19 protein-coding genes are annotated in these 17,253 nt (G+C 70.1%); 4 read left to right on the top strand and 15 right to left on the bottom strand.

Annotation, left to right across the window (positions count from 1 at the left end; translation table 11 throughout):
• Position 1: 1 nt before the first annotated feature.
• From ACFY16_RS09835 to ACFY16_RS09845, 3 genes are all read right to left on the bottom strand, one after another.
• A complete protein-coding gene (locus ACFY16_RS09835) occupies positions 2-412 on the bottom strand; it encodes a roadblock/LC7 domain-containing protein (protein WP_390646574.1) in 411 nt (136 codons plus the stop codon).
• A 13-nt stretch (positions 413-425) separates the two neighbouring features.
• Entirely contained in the window at positions 426-1,316 is an 891-nt protein-coding gene (locus ACFY16_RS09840) for a MarR family transcriptional regulator (RefSeq protein ID WP_390646575.1), read from the bottom strand.
• A gap of 190 nt (positions 1,317-1,506) precedes the next feature.
• Complete coding sequence (locus tag ACFY16_RS09845; RefSeq protein ID WP_390646576.1) at positions 1,507-2,463, bottom strand: LysR substrate-binding domain-containing protein; 957 nt, start codon at positions 2,461-2,463, stop codon at positions 1,507-1,509.
• Between the two features lie 133 nt (positions 2,464-2,596).
• Here ACFY16_RS09845 and ACFY16_RS09850 point away from each other — a divergent pair, with 133 nt between their 5' ends.
• Together ACFY16_RS09850 and ACFY16_RS09855 are read left to right on the top strand one after the other, a co-directional pair.
• Positions 2,597-3,151: a peroxiredoxin gene (locus ACFY16_RS09850; protein WP_390646577.1), complete on the top strand. Its 555-nt coding sequence runs from the start codon at positions 2,597-2,599 to the stop codon at positions 3,149-3,151.
• 4 nt (positions 3,152-3,155) lie between these two features.
• Complete coding sequence (locus ACFY16_RS09855; protein WP_390646704.1) at positions 3,156-3,689, top strand: alkyl hydroperoxide reductase; 534 nt, start codon at positions 3,156-3,158, stop codon at positions 3,687-3,689.
• Positions 3,690-3,834: 145 nt separating this feature from the next.
• Here ACFY16_RS09855 and ACFY16_RS09860 read toward each other — a convergent pair whose 3' ends face one another.
• From ACFY16_RS09860 to ACFY16_RS09875, 4 genes are all read right to left on the bottom strand, one after another.
• The gene (locus ACFY16_RS09860; protein ID WP_390646578.1) at positions 3,835-5,193 is read right to left on the bottom strand and encodes an AI-2E family transporter; all 1,359 of its coding nucleotides are present in this window, start codon (positions 5,191-5,193) and stop codon (positions 3,835-3,837) included.
• A gap of 134 nt (positions 5,194-5,327) precedes the next feature.
• On the bottom strand, positions 5,328-6,011 hold the full coding sequence (locus tag ACFY16_RS09865) for a lytic transglycosylase domain-containing protein (protein WP_390646579.1): 684 nt from the start codon (positions 6,009-6,011) through the stop codon (positions 5,328-5,330).
• 458 nt (positions 6,012-6,469) lie between these two features.
• On the bottom strand, positions 6,470-7,795 hold the full coding sequence (locus tag ACFY16_RS09870) for a PhoH family protein (RefSeq protein ID WP_390646580.1): 1,326 nt from the start codon (positions 7,793-7,795) through the stop codon (positions 6,470-6,472).
• A 341-nt stretch (positions 7,796-8,136) separates the two neighbouring features.
• A complete protein-coding gene (locus tag ACFY16_RS09875) occupies positions 8,137-8,910 on the bottom strand; it encodes an isoprenyl transferase (protein WP_390646581.1) in 774 nt (257 codons plus the stop codon).
• A 738-nt stretch (positions 8,911-9,648) separates the two neighbouring features.
• On the opposite strand from ACFY16_RS09875, the gene ACFY16_RS09880 reads away from it, so the two are divergent.
• A complete protein-coding gene (locus ACFY16_RS09880; protein ID WP_390646582.1) occupies positions 9,649-10,812 on the top strand; it encodes a winged helix DNA-binding domain-containing protein in 1,164 nt (387 codons plus the stop codon).
• Positions 10,813-10,860: 48 nt separating this feature from the next.
• On the opposite strand, the gene ACFY16_RS09885 is transcribed toward ACFY16_RS09880, so the two are convergent.
• Positions 10,861-11,733: an LLM class flavin-dependent oxidoreductase gene (locus ACFY16_RS09885; RefSeq protein ID WP_390646583.1), complete on the bottom strand. Its 873-nt coding sequence runs from the start codon at positions 11,731-11,733 to the stop codon at positions 10,861-10,863.
• 40 nt (positions 11,734-11,773) lie between these two features.
• Positions 11,774-12,340 carry a dihydrofolate reductase family protein gene (locus tag ACFY16_RS09890; protein ID WP_390646584.1) on the bottom strand — a complete coding sequence of 189 codons (567 nt, stop codon included), beginning with the start codon at positions 12,338-12,340 and terminating at the stop codon, positions 11,774-11,776.
• Positions 12,341-12,449: 109 nt separating this feature from the next.
• Here ACFY16_RS09890 and ACFY16_RS09895 point away from each other — a divergent pair, with 109 nt between their 5' ends.
• On the top strand, positions 12,450-12,833 hold the full coding sequence (locus ACFY16_RS09895; protein ID WP_390646585.1) for a DUF192 domain-containing protein: 384 nt from the start codon (positions 12,450-12,452) through the stop codon (positions 12,831-12,833).
• Positions 12,834-12,993: 160 nt separating this feature from the next.
• Here the strand turns inward: ACFY16_RS09895 and ACFY16_RS09900 are convergent, their stop codons facing one another.
• From ACFY16_RS09900 to ACFY16_RS09925, 6 genes are all read right to left on the bottom strand, one after another.
• Positions 12,994-13,605, bottom strand: coding sequence for an OmpA family protein (locus ACFY16_RS09900; protein ID WP_390646586.1), 612 nt, complete (start codon positions 13,603-13,605; stop codon positions 12,994-12,996).
• Positions 13,606-13,613: 8 nt separating this feature from the next.
• Positions 13,614-14,195, bottom strand: coding sequence for a hypothetical protein (locus tag ACFY16_RS09905; protein WP_390646587.1), 582 nt, complete (start codon positions 14,193-14,195; stop codon positions 13,614-13,616).
• A gap of 32 nt (positions 14,196-14,227) precedes the next feature.
• Positions 14,228-14,821: a pilus assembly protein TadG-related protein gene (locus ACFY16_RS09910; RefSeq protein WP_390646588.1), complete on the bottom strand. Its 594-nt coding sequence runs from the start codon at positions 14,819-14,821 to the stop codon at positions 14,228-14,230.
• Positions 14,821-15,051, bottom strand: a complete 231-nt coding sequence (locus ACFY16_RS09915) for a hypothetical protein (protein ID WP_390646589.1) — start codon at positions 15,049-15,051, stop codon at positions 14,821-14,823. Before ACFY16_RS09915 ends, ACFY16_RS09910 begins: the two co-directional genes overlap by 1 nt.
• Before the next feature lie 109 nt (positions 15,052-15,160).
• Positions 15,161-15,922 carry a response regulator gene (locus ACFY16_RS09920; RefSeq protein WP_390646590.1) on the bottom strand — a complete coding sequence of 254 codons (762 nt, stop codon included), beginning with the start codon at positions 15,920-15,922 and terminating at the stop codon, positions 15,161-15,163.
• Positions 15,919-17,238 carry a sensor histidine kinase gene (locus ACFY16_RS09925; protein ID WP_390646591.1) on the bottom strand — a complete coding sequence of 440 codons (1,320 nt, stop codon included), beginning with the start codon at positions 17,236-17,238 and terminating at the stop codon, positions 15,919-15,921. Before ACFY16_RS09925 ends, ACFY16_RS09920 begins: the two co-directional genes overlap by 4 nt.
• Positions 17,239-17,253: the final 15 nt, after the last annotated feature.

A 17,253-nucleotide genomic window follows, 5' to 3' on the forward strand; every position in this document is an offset into this window, starting at 1 on the left:
TTCACACTCCCTCGGAGGCTTTGGTGTCTTCCGATGTGATGTCCCGCGCCGTGAGGATCGAGCCGATCCGGGTCAGGGCCGGCTGGGTCGCGGTGTGCAGCCGGTCCACGTCCATTCCCTCGTCGCCGAGTACGACCATCAGCGCGGTGTCGCCGACGGCGTAGAAGGCGGCGCAGCCGTGGCTGCCGTAGGTCACCGTCCGGTGCAGGGCGCCGCGGTCGGTCGCCTCGGCGGTGCGGCGGGCGAGTCCGAGGCCGGCCGCGGCGAGGGCGGCGAGGCCCTCCGGGTCGATGGAGTCGGCGATGTCGGCCGCGATGAGCAGTCCGTCGGCCGCGGCCACCGCGGTGTCGGTGATGCCGGTCACCTGCTCACGCAAGCCGCGCATTTCCTGCGCGAGGGCCTTGTGGTCCATGTATGCAACTCCCCTAATTCCGATCGCATTTGTTCTTCTTTTTCATGTGGGGGGACATGGGGTTCATTTCGCGGTGGGATTTCCTGCGGGGCAGAGAGGTGGGGCGCGGGGGCGGTTCGGGGGGCGGCTGTGCCTCCCGGGGGCGGACTCCCGGGCAGTCGGGCGGCAGCCGGACCGGAATGGGCGCGGGTGCGTCCGCGCACTCCAGGAGCCCCTCGGCGAGCATCCGGGCGAGCTCGACGGTGACGGTGTAGACCCCGCGTCCGGTACGGAAGGCCAGGTCACGGGCGGTGCGGCGGCCGTCGGCATGGGTGAGCAGCTCGCGCTGCAACGCGGTGAGCCGCGCTCCCGCGCGCGAGACGAGCGCGGGTACGGGCCGTTCCCGGTCGGGCCGTACGGGATACGGCAGCGCGGCGAGGGCGGCCAGTTTGCGGGTCGCGTCCTGCAGCAGCCGGGCCGACGCCTCGCCCACGGCGACCGGGGCGGCGGGCGGCTCGGCCCCGTCGACGGGTTCGCAGCCGTCGACCCGGCCCGCCACGACCGCGAACGCCGCGTCCTGCAGCGCCATCACACAGACCACTCTGAGCTGGGCGGCTCCGGCGTACCCGTGTGCGATCAGCCCACCCGCCGGCCAGCGCGAGCCACCGGACTCCCGCACCAGCTCGTCCCACTGCTCGCCGCTGACCCGGCCGGAGCGCAGCAGCAGCGCGCCGGGGCCGGGGGCGCCGGGGGTCTCGACGGAGACGACCAGGCCGTTGCGCAGGTGAAAGGTGCCGCCGGGGGATCCGGCCACCCGCAGTTCCCCCGTGAACCACTCCCGCCCGCAGTCCAGCAACGCGCGCGACAACAGGTCGTATCCGACCCGGCCGAGGGAATCCCGAGTGCCCTCCCGAATACCCGACATCACTCCCCTTGGCCTTCACTGGATTTCGCACATACGGCTGACGCGTAGCACCGAGGGGGTATGTGTATCAGTCCGGGCGCACATTCCGGCCATGATCTTCCGACCTGTCTTCAGGTGGCGGAAGTTGACGCGCGGGGCCGTTCAAGGAGCTTTGTTCGGCGCTCATTTGAACGATCGGGAGAGGTAGTTTTCAGGCACCCTCGTCGAGCACCCGCACCGGCAGCGGTCGCAGCGCCTGCCGCAGGGCGGCCGCCAGTTCCTGGTACTCGGCGCCGCGCGCGGTGCCCGTCCGCATGACGAGGGCGATCCGGCGGGTCGGGGCGGGGTCGGCGAAGTAGCCGGTGAGGAGCTGGGTGCTGCGGGTCGTCTCCACCTTGACGGCGGTCCGCGGGAGCAGGGTGCAGCCCAGGCCGCCGGCGACGAGCTGGACGAGCGTGGACAGGCCGGCGGCGGTCGTGGTCACCGGGGCGTCCACGCGCCCGGCCTCCCGGCAGATGTCGAGGGCCTGGTCGCGCAGGCAGTGCCCCTCGTCGAGGAGCAGCAGGTTCAGCTCCTTGAGCGCCTCGCGCGGGATCCCCTCCCGGCCGCCGAGCCAGTGGTCGAGAGGGGTGACGAGTACGAAGTCCTCGTCGAAGAGCGGGAGTTCGGCCATGCCGGGCACCCCGAGAGGCACCGCGAGCAGCAGCAGGTCGAGCCGGCCGGTGCCCAGGCCGTCGAGGAGGTTCGCGGTCTGCTCCTCGTGGACCTGGAGGTCCAGCTGCGGATAGCGGTCGTGGACGAGGCGCAGGACGGTGGGCAGGAGGTAGGGCGCGACGGTGGGGATGACCCCGAGGCGCAGTACGCCGGTGAAGGGGGCACGCACGGCCTCCGCCTCCTCCATCAGCGCGCCGACCTCCTCCAGCACCGCCTTCGTGCGTACGGCGAGACGGGCGCCGGCCGGCGAGAGCAGCACCTTGCGGGTCGTACGCTCCAGCAGCGTCACCCCGAGCGTCTCCTCCAGCGCGGAGACGGCACCGGAGAGCGCCGGCTGGCTCATACCGATCGCCGCGGCCGCGTCACGGAAGTGGAGATGCTCGGCGACGGCGGCGAAGGCGCGCAGCTGGGCGAGGCTGGGCTGCCTCCTCGTGTTCCCATTACCCACAGTCACTGATAACCGCCTCCGATCAACTCCACTGAGTGTAGCTATTTCCCTAATCAATGCACCCTGTGCCAACATCGACAGCGTCCAACCCATGGGAAACACCCTCAAAAGGGGTGCTCCCTCGCTGCAAGGAGAGCGTGTGCTCACTGTCGGTGACAAGTTCCCCCAGTTCGAACTGAACGCCTGTGTCTCGCTGGAGAAGGGCAAGGAGTTCGAGACGATCGACCACAAGACCTACGAGGGCAAGTGGAAGATCGTTTTCGCGTGGCCCAAGGACTTCACCTTTGTGTGCCCGACCGAGATCGCCGCCTTCGGCAAGCTGAACGACGAGTTCGCCGACCGTGACGCCCAGGTCCTCGGCTTCTCCGGCGACTCCGAGTACGTCCACCACGCCTGGCGCAAGGACCACGACGACCTGCGGGACCTGCCGTTCCCGATGATGGCCGACTCCAAGCACGAGCTGATGCGCGACCTCGGCATCGAGGGCGAGGACGGCTTCGCCAAGCGCGCGGTCTTCATCGTCGACCAGAACAACGAGATCCAGTTCTCCATGGTGACCGCCGGCTCTGTCGGCCGTAACCCCAAGGAGGTCCTGCGGGTCCTGGACGCGCTGCAGACGGACGAGCTCTGCCCGTGCAACTGGTCCAAGGGCGACGAGACCCTCGACCCGGTCAAGCTGCTGGCCGGTGAGTGAGCAGATGTCCCTCGACTCCCTCAAGTCCCGCGTCCCGGACTACGCCAAGGACCTGAAGCTGAACCTGGGTTCGGTCATCGGCAACTCCGACCTGCCCGCCCAGCAGCTGTGGGGCACGGTCCTGGCGACCGCCATCGCCTCGCGCTCGCCGATCGTGTTGCGCGAGCTGGAGCCGGAGGCGAAGGCGAACCTGTCGCCCGAGGCGTACACGGCGGCGAAGGCCGCTGCCGCGGTGATGGCGATGAACAACGTCTTCTACCGCACCCGCCACCTCCTCTCGGACCACGAGTACGGCACCCTGCGCGCGGGGCTGCGGATGAACGTCATCGGCAACCCCGGCGTCGACAAGGTCGACTTCGAGCTGTGGTCCTTCGCGGTCTCCGCGATCAACGGCTGCGGTATGTGCCTCGACTCGCACGAGCAGGTGCTCCGCAAGGCGGGCGTCGAGCGTGAGGTCGTCCAGGAGGCCTTCAAGATCGCCTCGGTGATCCAGGCGGTCGGCGTCACGCTGGACGCGGAGGCGGTGCTGGCGGAGTAGCTCCGGCCACGGTTCGCTTCCGGGCCCCGTTCACCCTCGCGGTGGGCGGGGCCCTGGCGTTTCCGCCCCCGCCGCCGCTACCCGTCCCGTCCCCGGGGCGCTGCGACGACCGGAGGGACTGGATGTGCGAGAACGTCGTGAACGGCTACTGCTTCGGCGCGTCCACCGGGGCCGTGTCCACCGCGGTCGCGCCCCGCGGTTCGGGGGATGTGCGCAGGGCCGGCCCCTGGGAGTACGAACGCAGATAGCCGACGACCGTGTTCGTCACCGCCACCAGCGGCACCGCGACCACCGCGCCGCCGATTCCCGCGACCATGCCGCCCGCGGCGACGGAGAGGACCACCGCCAGCGGGTGGACCCGGACCGCGCGGCCCAGGATGAACGGCTGGAGGATGTGGCCCTCGATCTGCTGGACCGCGAGGACCACGGCAAGGGTCATGACGGCGGTGAAGACGCCCTGGGTGACCAGGGCGACGACGACCGCCAGCGCGCCCGAGGCCACCGCGCCGACCAGCGGGATGAAGGAGAAGAGGAAGATGAACACGGCCAGCGGAACGGCCATCGGGACATCGAGGAAGTAGATGCCCAGGCCGATGAAGATCGCGTCGATCAACGCGACTATCACCGTGCCGCGGACGTAGGCCGTGAGGGTGCGCCAGGCGCGCGGTCCGGCCCCGGCGACCCCCGGACGGGCCGCCGCGGGCACCAGTTTCAGCGACCACTCCCAGATGCGCCGGCCGTCGTAGAGGAGGAACAGGGTCGAGAAGACGGTCAGGAGGATGCCGGTCAGGGCCTCGACCACGACCGTGACGCCTTCCAGGCCCGCCGACGTGATCTGGTCCGTGTTCGCGCCGATCGCCTCGCGCAGGTTCTTGGCGATCTCGTTGATCTGTTTGTCCGTGACGTGGAAGGGGCTGTTCAGCAGCCACTTGCGTAGTTCGTCGATGCCGTCCTGGACCTGGTCGGAGAGATTGTCGATGTTCTCCATGACCTGCCAGGTCACGAACCAGCCGATCAGTCCCATGATGACGAAGCCGAGGATCGCCGTGAGCGCGGTGGCCGGGCCCCGCGGCACGCCGAGGCGCCGTAGCCGCGCCACCGTCGGCTGGAGCAGGGCGGTGATCAGCAATGCCCCCACGAAGGCGAGCACCACGAGCTGGACGGCGCTGATGACCTTCATCAGGACCCACACGGTGCCCGCGAGGACGAGCAGCCGCCAGCCCGCCTCGGCCGCGACCCGTACGCCCCAGGGGACCGCCTGTGCGGGGTCCGGGCGGACGGCGACGGCAACGGCAACGGGCGCGTGGTCGGCGGACGCTGACTCGTCATCGGCCGGCGCGGGTGACGGGAAGGAAGGGGAGGACGGGGGATGTGAGGATGGCGCGGGCGGCGGTTCGGGGTCGCTGTGCTCCCGTTCGAACTCGGCGCGACGCTCGTCGAGGCGCTCACCCATCTCGGTCAGTCTGGTACCGACCCGGCTGAGCCACCCTGGCACTCGCGACATGATCCGTCCCTTTCCCCCTTCTCTCCCCACCACTCCCCCTGGAGCCACTGCGTCCGACCGTACATGGCGAAAGCCCCTCCCCCTAGGACGGGGAGGGGCTTCGCAAGGTTGAGCGTCGGCAGCCGGGGCCGGTCTCAGTACCAGTGATTCGCCTGCCAGAACGACCAGGCCTCGCAGGGGCTGCCGTAGCGGCCGTCCATGTAGCTGAGGCCCCACTTGATCTGGGTGGCCGGGTTGGTCTGCCAGTCCGAGCCCGCGGAGGAGTACTTGGAGGCGGGCAGCGCCTGGAAGAGGCCGTAGGCGCCGGAAGAGGCGTTGACGGCGTGGTAGTTCCAGCTGGACTCGTGGTCCACGATGTTGCTGAAGCACTGGAACTGGGCGCTCGGCACCATCTGGCGCGCCATCGCCTGGATCTGCGCGGTGGTGTAGGAGCTCTGCACGGCGAAGCTGGACGCGTCGCGAGCGCTGCGGCTGGCCGCTTCCTTCGCCTCGGCGCGCTCCTTGGCCGCCTTCTCGGCGGCTTCCTTCTTCGCGACCGCGGTCTCGGCGGCAGCCTTGCGGGCCGCCTCCTCGGCGTCCTTCTTGGCGCTCGCGTCGGCGGCGATGGCCTGGGCGTCGGCCTGCTGCGTCAGGGACGCGGTCTGCACCTGGGCCTGCTGGCCCGCGGGTATGTCAGCGAGGAGCGTCGAGTCGCTTGCCGTCGCCTCTGCGTCGTTGGGCTGCGCGGTGCTGCCCGAGGCAACGCCGACGACGCTTCCGACGGCGGTGACCGCGGTGGCCGAGGCCACTGCGAATCCCCGGACCGAGATCCGGCTCACACGGTTTCCTTCCAGCATCGCCCGCTTCGGTGACCCTGGCGGACGCAATCGTGCCCCTGGCGCTGGCCTCCCCACTGCAGGGTCACGGGAGGCGCGGGCCCGGTGGGCAACTCCCGGGACGGGAGCGCCGCGTGGTGCTCGGGCGGCATACGACGACGCTGTGGAGTTTGCTGATGTTTCTGTGGTGCCGTACCTCGCCCACTGCCTCAAAGGCGTGGGTGGTACCCCTAGGGGTACAGGTGTGTCGTATGCGGGGCCTGACAGGAGTGAGACTCTGCCGTAACCGGACGCCGCGAGGCAATTCTGAGTTGCGTGTGAAAGCTCACATCCTGTTTGACCCCGGGGATTTCATGAAACGACCACATGCGAAGGCGCCGCCCGACTAGGCTCACTGCCTTGGTCGGACGGCGCCAACTACCGCGTAACCGGCCGCAATTGGACAACCGGGCAACGGTTTCTCAGATCTGTACGTCCTCCAGCATTTCGGTCACAAGTGCCGCGATCTGGGACCTCTCGGACCGGGTCAGCGTCACGTGCGCGAAGAGCGGATGCCCCTTCAGTTTCTCCACGACGGCGACCACACCGTCATAGCGACCGACGCGCAGATTGTCCCGCTGCGCCACGTCATGGGTCAGAACCACTCGCGAATTCGCGCCGATTCGGGATAGAACGGTCAGCAGAACATTCCGTTCGAGGGACTGCGCCTCGTCCACGATCACGAACGCGTCATGGAGTGAGCGGCCGCGGATGTGGGTGAGCGGGAGGACCTCCAGCATCCCGCGCGCGGTGACCTCCTCGATGACCTCGCGGCTGGTGACCGCGGAGAGGGTGTCGAAGACCGCCTGGGCCCAGGGGCTCATCTTCTCGGCCTCGGAGCCGGGCAGATAGCCCAGCTCCTGCCCGCCCACCGCGTACAGCGGACGGAAGACCATCACCTTCTGGTGCTGGCGGCGCTCCAGGACCGCCTCCAGACCCGCGCACAGCGCGAGCGCCGACTTGCCGGTGCCGGCCCGGCCGCCCATCGACACGATCCCGATGTCCGGGTCGAGCAGCACGTCGAGCGCGATCCGCTGCTCGGCGCTGCGCCCCTTGATGCCGAACGCCTCGCGATCCCCGCGCACCAGACGGATGTTGCCCTCGGGAGACACCCGGCCGAGCGCCTTGCCGCGCTCCGACTGGATGGTCAGGCCGGTGTGCACCGGGAGGTCGGCGGCCTCCGGCGCATACACGTGTCCTTCCTCGAAGAGGATGTCCACCTGCTCGCCGGGCAGGGTCAGTTCGGACATTCCGGTCCAGCCGGAGGAGTCCGTGATGGCGAGCTCGGCGCGGTACTCCTCGGCGAGGAGTCCCACGGACGACGCCTTGATCCTGAGCGGCAGGTCCTTCGACACGACGGTGACGTCGAACCCCTCGGCCTGCAGATTGCGGGCCACCGCGAGGATGCGGGAGTCGTTGTCCCCCAGGCGGTAGCCGGAAGGCAGCACGCTGGGGTCCGAGTGGTTGAGCTCGACACGAACCGTGCCGCCGAGGTCCCCGATCGGGATGGGGGAATCAAGACGGCCGTACCGGACCCGGTAGTCGTCGAGCAGGCGCAGGGCCTGCCGGGCGAAGTAGCCGAGTTCGGGATGGTGCCGCTTGGCCTCCAGTTCCGTGACCACGACGATCGGGAGCACGACCTCGTGCTCGTCGAACCGGGTCAGGGCGTTCGGGTCGGCCAGCAGGACGCTGGTGTCGAGAACGTAGGTGCGCCGGTCTGGCTTGTGGCGCTTTGTGCTGGTCACCACGGAAGGACGTACCCCCTCGGATGAGGTCGGGGAGCGACGAGAAGGAGCTGGACCGGTTGACGGCGCCGTTGCACCACGGGCCGAGAACCGGCCCTCCGCGGCTTCGTCCGTGCCGAGAACGCACGGTCGGGCTGGTGCAAAGGGCCTCCCGGGCGGACGACCCCGAGCCGTCCGCTGAGATGCGGCACCCGTGGTTCGGGTGCCGACCTGCTTGCCTTATGCCCTCGAACACGCACGGCCATGCCACGGCATATGACGGCGCGCCCGTGAACTCCTCGTTACGTCCGCGTCGGGACGAGACCCCCGGGACCTCATGGGTCCCCACGGGGGCGTACGTGCGGTCAGCCGCCGTAGCGGCGGTGGCGGGCCGCGTAGTCGCGCAGGGCACGCAGGAAGTCGACCTTGCGGAAGGCCGGCCAGAAGACCTCACAGAAGTAGTACTCCGCGTGAGCCGTCTGCCACAGCATGAATCCGGACAGCCGCTGCTCGCCGCTGGTGCGGATCACGAGGTCGGGATCGGGCTGGGCGCCGGTGTAGAGGTGCCGGCCGATCAGGTCGACGCTGACGGAATCGGCGAGGTCCTCGATCGAGGTGCCCTTGTCCGCCGCGTCGAGAATCATGGACCGCACGGCGTCGGCGATCTCCTGGCGGCCGCCGTAGCCGATGGCGACGTTGACCAGTATCCCGTCGACATCGGCGGTGGCCTCCTCGGCCTCCTTCAGCGCGGTCTGCATGTGGCCGGGGAGGAGGTCCCGCGTGCCGACGTGGTGGAGGCGCCAGCGGCCGTCGGCGGCGAGGGTGCGCACGACGCCCTCGATGATGCCGAGGAGAGGGACGAGCTCTTCCTTGGGGCGGTCGAAGTTGTCCGTCGACAGCAGCCAGAGGGTGACGACCTCGACGTCCGTCTCGGTGCACCAGCCGAGGAACTCCTCGATCTTCTCGGCACCGGCACGGTGGCCGTGCTCGGTGGTGGAACCCGCGGCCTTCGCCCAGCGTCGGTTGCCGTCCATGATGACGCCGATGTGCTTGGGCACCTGAGCGTGGTCGAGGTGGCCTTCCACCCGGCGTGCGTACAGCCTGACCAGAAGGCCGCGCAGCCTGTCGCGCACGTTCACGTGATTGTCAGCCCCTCCGTACGGTGGCGGTCCCCGCGGGCGAAGCCTATCGCTGCGCGGCTCGGGCGAGGGTTTGGGGTGAGGCTCGGCGGGTTGGGGGCGCCAAGGGGGTGGCTCGGTGCGGGTCGTGATGCGTGGGGACGAAAAACGGGCCGGTCCGTGGGGGGGAGACGGACCGGCCCGAGGGGGGGTTTCCACCATAACCCTTCGTAAGGGATCCTGCGTGCATCGGCGTGCCACAACTACTCTCCGAAGTCGGACGACAACACCTCGGTGGCCACGCAAGGCAGGGTTCAGGGCCCGCTCGCGGCCGAAACAGGTGGATTGCCAGGTGTTTCGCAGGGGATGCGGAGAGATCTGAAGGGTTTGGTGCGTCCGGGGAGTCCCGGGCGTGTCGCGCCGAGTCCCCCCGGATGGGCGACCCCGACGGCAAACGCCCGCTTGACGACGGAGCGCCGTGGGCCCGGACGGGCGCGGCACCGCGCAGCCCCCTCCACTGCGCGGTACCGCCGCGCAGCTTTGCTCACGCGAATTGCCTACGCCGAATTTACGTGAGCCCGGGGCCCGAAGCGAGCCACACCGATAACGATGTGGAAACCCTGTGGAGAGTCGATGGCGATCTGTCCACGGACAGGTGGATCACCCGTTTTGTGCCACCCCGACGCCACGCCGAAGGGTGCGCGCCGGCTCGGCCCAAGCGGACACATGCTGACCTCATTCCGTCCTAGCGTCACGGGCATGACCGTAAAGATCACCTGGGCCGAGGCCGGCGCGCGGCGGCTCGAACGACAGTTCCTGGCCACTTCCGGCGCGGGACCCGGTACGGCGCCCGCCGCCGTCGTAAGTGCGATGTGCGGCGCGCACGCGCAGGTGCTGTCCGCCGCGGAGGTGTCGGTGGGCGTGCGGACCGAGGGGGTGACGCGGTCGGATGTGCGCGCGGCGCTGTGGGAGGACCGTTCGCTGGTGAAGACGCACGGCCCGCGGGGGACCGTCCATCTGCTGCCTGCCCGGGACCTGCCCTTCTGGAGCGCCGCCCTGACCGCCGTACCGTCCGGTGCGGGCCCCTTCCCGCCGGACGTCCGGCTCAGCGAGGAGCAGTCCCGGCAGGTCGTGACGGCGATCGGCGACGCGCTGGACGGCACGTGTCTGACGGTCGACGAGCTCGGCGAGGAGGTCGTGGCGCGCACCGGCCCCTGGGCCGGGGACCTCGTGATGCCCGCCTTCCAGGGCCTGTGGCCGCGCTGGCGGCAGGTGATGCACCGGGCCGGGCAGTCGGGCGCTCTGTGCTTCGGCCCGAACCGGGGCCGCAAGGTGACGTACACCCGCCCGCCCCGCTTCACCCCGCTGCCGCCGCGGGAGGCGCTCGCGACCCTCGTACGCCACTACCTCCATGCCTACGGCCCGGCCGCCCCCTCCCACTTCGCCAAGTGGCTCGCGGCGCCGAACGGTTGGGCCGAGGGGCTGTTCGCGACGCTGGCGGCGGACGGGGAGGTCGAGGAGGTGCTGTTCGAGGGCGCGTCGGCGTGGGTGGCGGCGGGCGACACCGCGTTCCCCGACGAGCCCGTACGGGGCGTGCGGCTGCTGCCCTACTTCGACGCGTACGTCATCGCCACGCAGCCGCGTGAGCTGCTGTTCCCGGGGGCCGCGTACCGGCGGGCGCTGGCCGGCGGCCAGGCGGGGAACTACCCGGTCCTGCTGGTCGACGGCGTGGTGGCGGGAGTCTGGCATCAGCGGCGCCGGGGCCGGCGCATGACCGTCACCGTGGAGCCGCTGGGTCGGCTGACGGCGCGGCAGGAGCGGGAGTTGAGGGAGCGGGCCGTGCGGGTGGGTGAGGTGCTGGAGGCGGCCCCGGAACTGGTGGAGCTGGTGATCGGGGAGGTGACGACGGGCCCGCACGCCTAGCGACCGCCGGGGTCGACCGGTCAGCCGGGCTTGCGGGCGTCGACGAGGTCAGCCGAGCAGCGGGCGTACCTCCTCCGCCGTGAACCGTACGAAGCCCTCGGGGTCGGGCTCGTCCCCCGTCGGCTGGAGGATCACCGTGTCGGCGCCGGCGTCGGCCAGGCGCTGGACGGCTTTGGCGACGGCGGTCGCGTCTCCGGCGACGCCGAGATCGGGGACGGCGGCGAGACCCTCGTACTCCAGCTCGGCGCGCAGGCGGGCGGCGGCGTCGGGGCCGGTGGCGGCGAGAAGGTAGACGACGACCTTGTGCGGGTCGGTGCGGCCGGCCGACTCCCGGCCCTCGTCGATGAGCCGGCGGGCCCGGCGGACGCCGTCGGGCGGGGTGGCGGCCGTGAGGACGGTGCCGTCGGCGGCCTCGCCGGACAGCCGCAGCGTGCGCGGCCCGGTGCCGCCGGCCAGCACCTCGACGGGGCCCTCGGGGGGCCAGTCGAGGGCGACGTCGTCGAGCTTGACGTACCGTCCGTCGGTCGTGAGCCGGTCCCCGCGCAACAGGGCCCGCAGTGCGTGCAGATGCTCGCGCAGGAGGGTCAGCGGGGACTCGGCCCGCACCCCGATCTGCCCCATCCAGTCCTGTACGCCGTGCCCGACGGCGAGGACGGCGCGGCCCGGGAACATCCGGTGGAGTGAGGCGGCCTCCATCGCGGTGATGGCGACGTTGCGAAGGGGCACGGGCAGGAGGCCGACCCCGACGCGGACCCGCTCGGTCCACGCGAGCGCGGCCGCCGCCGTCGAGATCCCTCCCTCGCGGAAGCAGTCCTCCCACAGCCAGAGTTCTTCGAGGCCCGACTCGTCCGCGAGGCGGACCACCGCGCGCAGTCGCTCGGGAGGGAGTTGGGGACGGAAGACAGCACCGAGTCCAGTCATGCAAGCTTCCTATCCGGCACCGGGCCGCCCCACAACTCCTTTACGCTTCGGCTCGCTTGTATCGGAGGAGTACGACGCCGTTGCCGAAGGTGTGGGTCTCGGCGTGTCGCAGTGCCGTGATCGCCGACGACTGCGGGAACAGGGGTGTGCCGCTGCCGACGAGCACCGGATGGACGTACATCCGGAACTCGTCGACGAGGTCGTGCCGCAGGAACTCCGCGGCGATGTTCGCCCCGCTGAGCACCAGGTCGCCGCCCGGCTGTTCCTTGAGCGCCCTGACCTCCTCGGGGACGACGTCGCGGACGATCGTGGTGTTCCAGTCGGCGTGCGTCAGCGTCCGCGAGTAGGCGATCTTCGGCTTGTCCCGCCAGATCCCGGCGAACTCGGCCATGACGGCGGGGGCGTCGGGGTCCGCGTCGGCCGTGGGCCAGTAGTCGGCCATCAGCTCGTGGACGACGCGGCCGCTGAGGAAGGCGCCCATGTCGCGGAGGAGGTCGTTGAAGTGCTGGTGCAGTTCGTCGTCGACGCGGTGCCAGCTGATGTCGCGGTCCGGGCCTTCCATGTAGCCGTCCAGGGACACGGACATCATCAGGACGATGTTGCGCATGCGGCGCTCGCTTCCGTCACGTCGTTGTGAGGGGGACCACCGCCTCAGGGTCTCATGCGGGTGGGCCGCGGGCGGTTACCGTCGGGCCGGAACGGGGGAGGTGACCGGCATGGGGCGGCGCTGGCGGGACGGATGGGGGGAACTGGTGGTGCGGCGGGACGGGGAGGCGGACGCGGCCGCGGTCACCGTGCCGTTGGAGATCGCCACGTCGTACCGCGCCCGCACGAAGGGCCTGCTCGGCCGGGACTCCGTCGCCGGGGCCATCCTGCTCTCCCCCGCAGGCAGCGTGCACACCTTCGGCATGCGCATCCCCATCGACGTCGCCTACGTCGACCGCCGCCTGCGCGTCATCGCCGTCCGCACGATGAGGCCGGGGCGACTGGGGCTGCCCCGGCTGCGTTCCCGGCACGTGCTGGAGGCGGAGGCCGGGATGATGGCGGGGTGGGGACTGCGGGTGGGGGCGCGGGTCGAGGTGCGGCCCGCGTCCGGGTGACCGTCGGGGCCGATGTGACAGTTCTCGCGAAACTGTCACGTTGTGGTCGAGGCCGCCCGTCGCTGGGACAGGCACAGGCACCTGTCCGTGGCAGTACCGCCCCCATGCGCGTGCCTCCGCCCGGTTCGCGGGCTCACCGAAGCCCCCAAGCCGGCCCTCGTCAGCTCTCCGAGCGCGGGAACGAGACCTCCACCCGTCGGTTCTTCTTGCGGCCCTCCTCCGTCGCGTTCGACGAGATCGGGTACTGCTCGCCGTAGCCGCGCACCTCGAAGGTGACGTTCGGGTCGTTCAGGTCCTGGGAGAGGACGTCCTGTACGGCGTTGGCGCGCTGCTTGGACAGGACGTCGCCGTGGGCCGAGCTGCCGAGGTTGTCCGTGAAGCCGAAGACGCGGATGTTCGTCGCGTTCTGCTTCTTGATCTCCTCGGCGATCGCGGCGATGCGCGCCTTCGCGTCGGCGCTCAGCTTCGCGCTGTCCTTGCCGAAGAGGACCTCGGCCTGGAGGGCGAACTTCACGGACGAGTTGGTGTCTTCCCGGCGTTCGTCTCCGGACTGGTCTTCTACGACCGATTTGATGTCGAGGACTTTGGGGGTGGCGAGGGTGGCGCCTTCGGGGAGTTTGAGGTCCGGGTCGTTCGGGTCGACCTGGACGGGGGCGGAGGCGGTGGCTTCGGTGCCTGGGGGGACGCTGGGGGTGTCGTCGGCTTGGGCTGTGGTGGCGCCGTAGAGGTTCGCGGCGATCAGGGCGGTGACGGCGAGGGTGAGGCGGGTCATGGTTGGCCTCATCCGGAGATCTGGATGGTGGCGGCTGCGAAATTCGGCAATTGGAAGGTGACTTCGGACGTGCTCGTCGGCGGAGACGGAAACTGCATGAACACGGACAGACTTTCTCCGGCCTTCAGCGTCGAGAAGCCCGTCGTCGTCAGCGGGCGGCCGTCCGTATCCCGCAGCACGTAGTAGCGCTTCCTCCCCTTGGAGTCCACGAGCGTGGCGCCACCGAGCGACCTGCCGTTTCTGACGATCTCGGTTTCATTGCCGCTCAACGCGGCGGGGACCACGATCGTCTTGGCTCCGTCGTTCTTCAAAGTGCCGTTCACGGTGACGAACCCGCCGGCGTCACGCTCAGCAGAAGTGATCTGCAGCAGCAGACCGTCCGATCCCTTCAGCTCGGCCAAGGGCGCCTCCGACTGTCCCTCCTGGGTGCTCGGCTGAGGCCCGCTGCTCTTGGACGTGGACGCCGAGGCCTCCGGCTTCTTGCCGTCGTCGCTGCCTCCGCCGCAGCCCGCCACTCCGAGAGCCAGGCCGGCTGCAACAGCCAACGCGACCGTCCCCCTGCGGGCCTTCGCAGTGAACCGAATACTCATCACTCTGTTTCCTTCGTCTCCGTCGTTCGCTGTCAGTCCGCCAGGTGGACGTCGAAGAGATCTTCGGGTTCCGGGAGCGTCGCGCTGTCGTCCGGGTCCAGGTCCCAGTCCCGGTCCTTGCAGGTGAGCTGCGGCAGGGCGTCGTCACCAGCGTCCTCACCCAGGAGCTCGAACGTGCAGAGCGGCTCGACCACGGCGGTGGCGGACGCCTTCGCGTACGTGTCCTCCGTACCAGGAACGACGGAGTCTCCGACCGACTTGTCCGTCTGGACGTCGACCGTGTAGCCAAGAAGCCCCTCGGGGCCGCATCCGGTCACGTGCGCCTCGTTCTGCGCGGCCAACTGATGGGCACGCCAGCACGAAGGCTCGACCGTCACGTTGCCGTCGAAGACGTCCTGCCACTTGGTCGGGTCGAGGACGTCGTCGAGCCATTTGCCCGCAAGCTGGTCCCGGGTGTCCTGGGCCGCCGCGAGTGCTGCCGCGTCGGCTGCCGTCTGTGCTCCGTTCCGGTTCGCTGCCGCTTGACCGACCGCGAGGTAGGCGAACGCAAGGAAGAGCAGGCCCGCCACCACCGTGATGTAGATGGGGAAGGCCTGCCCTGAGTCGCAGTAACTGCGACGAGACATCAGGTAATTTCGGCGATCTTTTCCGTGATCTTGTCGTAGATCGTCTGCCCGATGTCCGTACCCGTAATAGCCAGCACGATCGCCACCACCACCGCGATGATGCCCAGATACTCGACCGCGGTCTGCCCCTTGTCGCCCGCCCGGCGTCGCATCGCCTCCGCCGTCGTGTTCTTCCAGCCGTTCACGCGGACCTTGGCCGCGACGGCCGTCTTCAGCATGAGGTCGCTCATGGTGTGCCCCTCCAGGTGTCGCGTCGCAGGGACGGTATGCCGGAACATCTGACTCAGCGAAGGGTCCCAGGGCCCAAAGCCGGACCCAACTTCTTCCCCGCCCCGTCACTCAGGCCACCCCCAGCCACTTCGCGACCGCTTCCGAGCGGCTCGTGCTGTGGAGTTTCGCGAAGATGCGGTTGATGTGGTTCTTGACCGTCTTCTCGCTGATGAAGCACGTGGCGGCGATCTGCTGGTTGTTCATGCCCGATGCGATCAGGTCCATGATCTCCGCCTCCCTCGTGCTGAGTTGGGACGATGGCGACAAGGACGACGCCGATGACGACTGTCCCACACTCGGTTGCACTTGCGAAAGGTTTTGTGGAGAAGTTGTACGGAGCAAAGGCCGAGGCGCCGCTCCATCGTGTGCAATCGCATCCACACCACGCAGCTCAGCCAGCAGTGCGTCCGCTGCCGTCGCCGTGAAGTGGGCCCGCCCGTCCCTGATGTCCCGTATCGCCGAGACCAGTTGGTCCACGGTGAACTCGCCGTGGACCAGATAGCCGCCCGCTCCCCTCAGCAGGGCCTCGCGGACGGTCTCCGACTCCCGGGTGTACGTCAGCATCATGACCGGGGCGATCCGCACCAGGTAGGGAAGCGCCGAGATGCCGTCCACTCCGGGCATGCGGACGTCCAGGAGGACCACGTCGGGGCGGTGGCGGTCGGCCGCCTCGCAGGCCTCGTGGCCGTCGGCGGCCTCCGCGACGACCGTGATGTCCTCGCGGCCGGAGAGGAGGGCCGTGAGGCCCGCGCGGACCACCGGGTTGTCGTCCGCCACGACGATCCGCAGGGGTTTCGCGGGCACGCGCGGTGGACGGTCCGTCCTCGTCATCGGGGGGCCTCCTCGCGTGTCGGTGCGGCCGCCAGCTCCAGTTCGAGGCTGACCTCGGTGCCCCGGGTGTGACCGCCGCGGCCGATGTGGATGCGGGCGCCGACCGCCGCGGCGCGTTCGACCATGCCGAGCAGGCCGAAGTGGCCCTCTCGGCGGAGTCGTTCGAGGGTCGCGTCGGGGGGCAGGCCGCGGCCGTCGTCGTAGACGCTGATGCGCAACCGGTCGCCGTGGACGCCCGCGTGGACGTCGACGTGGGTCGGGGCCGCGTGGCGGTGGGCGTTCTCCATGGCCTCGGAGGCGATGGTGAGGAGTTGGCGGGCCACGCCGGGTGGGACCCGCGGAGGGGTCGTTGCCGGGTCGCCCGTGGGGTGGTAGGTGGCCGGGAGGCCGGTACGAGCGCTGAAGGCGCTTGTCGTGGTGGCGAGTTCGCCCAGTACGTCGGTGGGGTCGAGGTCGGTGCTGTCGCGCAGGTCCGAGAGGAGTTCGCGGGACTCGGCCGCGGCACGGCGGGCCGCGCGGGCCACCAGTTCCGCCTGCTGCCGCAGCAGGGACGGGTCCGCGCCGCCCGTGCCGGCCGTGGTTGCCAGGGCCTCCGCCGACAACGCCACCCCGTGCAGGGTCTTCGCCACCGAGTCGTGCATCTCGCGTGCCAGGCGGGCCCGTTCGGCGGCCACCGCCTCCGTCACGGCCAGGCGGGACTGCACGGCGGTCAGGGCGTGGGTGGCGGCGCCGAAGCGGAGCAGCAGGCCCCGCAGGGTCGAGCCGAGGGCGCCGGTGATGACGCAGAGGCCGGGGAGCAGCAGGGACTCGGAGAGGTCGGCGTGCAGGTCCTTCGTCGAGGCGTAGACCAGCAGGAGGATCAGCGACTGGAGGGAGGCGAAGCAGGCCGCGCCGCGCCAGCTGTAGACGATGCCGGCGAGGAGGGGGGTGCAGACGCTGACGTAGGCGAGGGTCGTGTCCGGGCCCGCGGAGATCAGGAGCAGGGAGCCGAAGAGGGTGTCCACGGCCAGGAGGGTGGGGTGGCGCAGGAGGAGGGGGCCGAAGCGTTCCCAGTCGCGGAAGAGGACGTAGCTCGTCATGAAGGTGACGACCACGGCTGCTCCCACCAGGCGGGCGCCCAGGCCGGGTTGGGCGTTGAGGAGGGCGGACGGGGTGGCCAGGGCGATCATCGCCAGGCGGAAACCGAAGACCTGGCGGCACATCGCCTGAAGGGCGTTGACCTGGATGGGGATCGCCCGGGGCGACACCCCTTTCGCGGCCTCTGCTTCCGCCCGCTGCGTCCGGCGCCGCCACCGCACACCCCGTCGCCTCGTCATCTCCGTCGCCGTCAC

It is taken from the genome of Streptomyces sp. NPDC001315 (assembly GCF_042896175.1).
In the GTDB taxonomy this organism is placed as follows: Bacteria; Actinomycetota; Actinomycetes; order Streptomycetales; family Streptomycetaceae; genus Streptomyces.

What these genes read in the sequence shown, in the direction of transcription:
- ACFY16_RS09905 (WP_390646587.1), bottom strand. Translation starts at nt 14,195, where the DNA reads ATGAGTATTCGGTTCACTGCGAAGGCCCGCAGGGGGACGGTCGCGTTG.
- ACFY16_RS09855 (WP_390646704.1), top strand. Translation starts at nt 3,156, where the DNA reads ATGTCCCTCGACTCCCTCAAGTCCCGCGTCCCGGACTACGCCAAGGAC.
- ACFY16_RS09885 (WP_390646583.1), bottom strand. Translation starts at nt 11,733, where the DNA reads ATGACTGGACTCGGTGCTGTCTTCCGTCCCCAACTCCCTCCCGAGCGA.
- ACFY16_RS09900 (WP_390646586.1), bottom strand. Translation starts at nt 13,605, where the DNA reads ATGACCCGCCTCACCCTCGCCGTCACCGCCCTGATCGCCGCGAACCTC.
- ACFY16_RS09925 (WP_390646591.1), bottom strand. Translation starts at nt 17,238, where the DNA reads ATGACGAGGCGACGGGGTGTGCGGTGGCGGCGCCGGACGCAGCGGGCG.
- ACFY16_RS09910 (WP_390646588.1), bottom strand. Translation starts at nt 14,821, where the DNA reads ATGTCTCGTCGCAGTTACTGCGACTCAGGGCAGGCCTTCCCCATCTAC.
- ACFY16_RS09890 (WP_390646584.1), bottom strand. Translation starts at nt 12,340, where the DNA reads ATGCGCAACATCGTCCTGATGATGTCCGTGTCCCTGGACGGCTACATG.
- ACFY16_RS09840 (WP_390646575.1), bottom strand. Translation starts at nt 1,316, where the DNA reads ATGTCGGGTATTCGGGAGGGCACTCGGGATTCCCTCGGCCGGGTCGGA.
- ACFY16_RS09895 (WP_390646585.1), top strand. Translation starts at nt 12,450, where the DNA reads ATGGGGCGGCGCTGGCGGGACGGATGGGGGGAACTGGTGGTGCGGCGG.
- ACFY16_RS09835 (WP_390646574.1), bottom strand. Translation starts at nt 412, where the DNA reads ATGGACCACAAGGCCCTCGCGCAGGAAATGCGCGGCTTGCGTGAGCAG.
- ACFY16_RS09880 (WP_390646582.1), top strand. Translation starts at nt 9,649, where the DNA reads ATGACCGTAAAGATCACCTGGGCCGAGGCCGGCGCGCGGCGGCTCGAA.
- ACFY16_RS09920 (WP_390646590.1), bottom strand. Translation starts at nt 15,922, where the DNA reads ATGACGAGGACGGACCGTCCACCGCGCGTGCCCGCGAAACCCCTGCGG.
- ACFY16_RS09860 (WP_390646578.1), bottom strand. Translation starts at nt 5,193, where the DNA reads ATGTCGCGAGTGCCAGGGTGGCTCAGCCGGGTCGGTACCAGACTGACC.
- ACFY16_RS09915 (WP_390646589.1), bottom strand. Translation starts at nt 15,051, where the DNA reads ATGAGCGACCTCATGCTGAAGACGGCCGTCGCGGCCAAGGTCCGCGTG.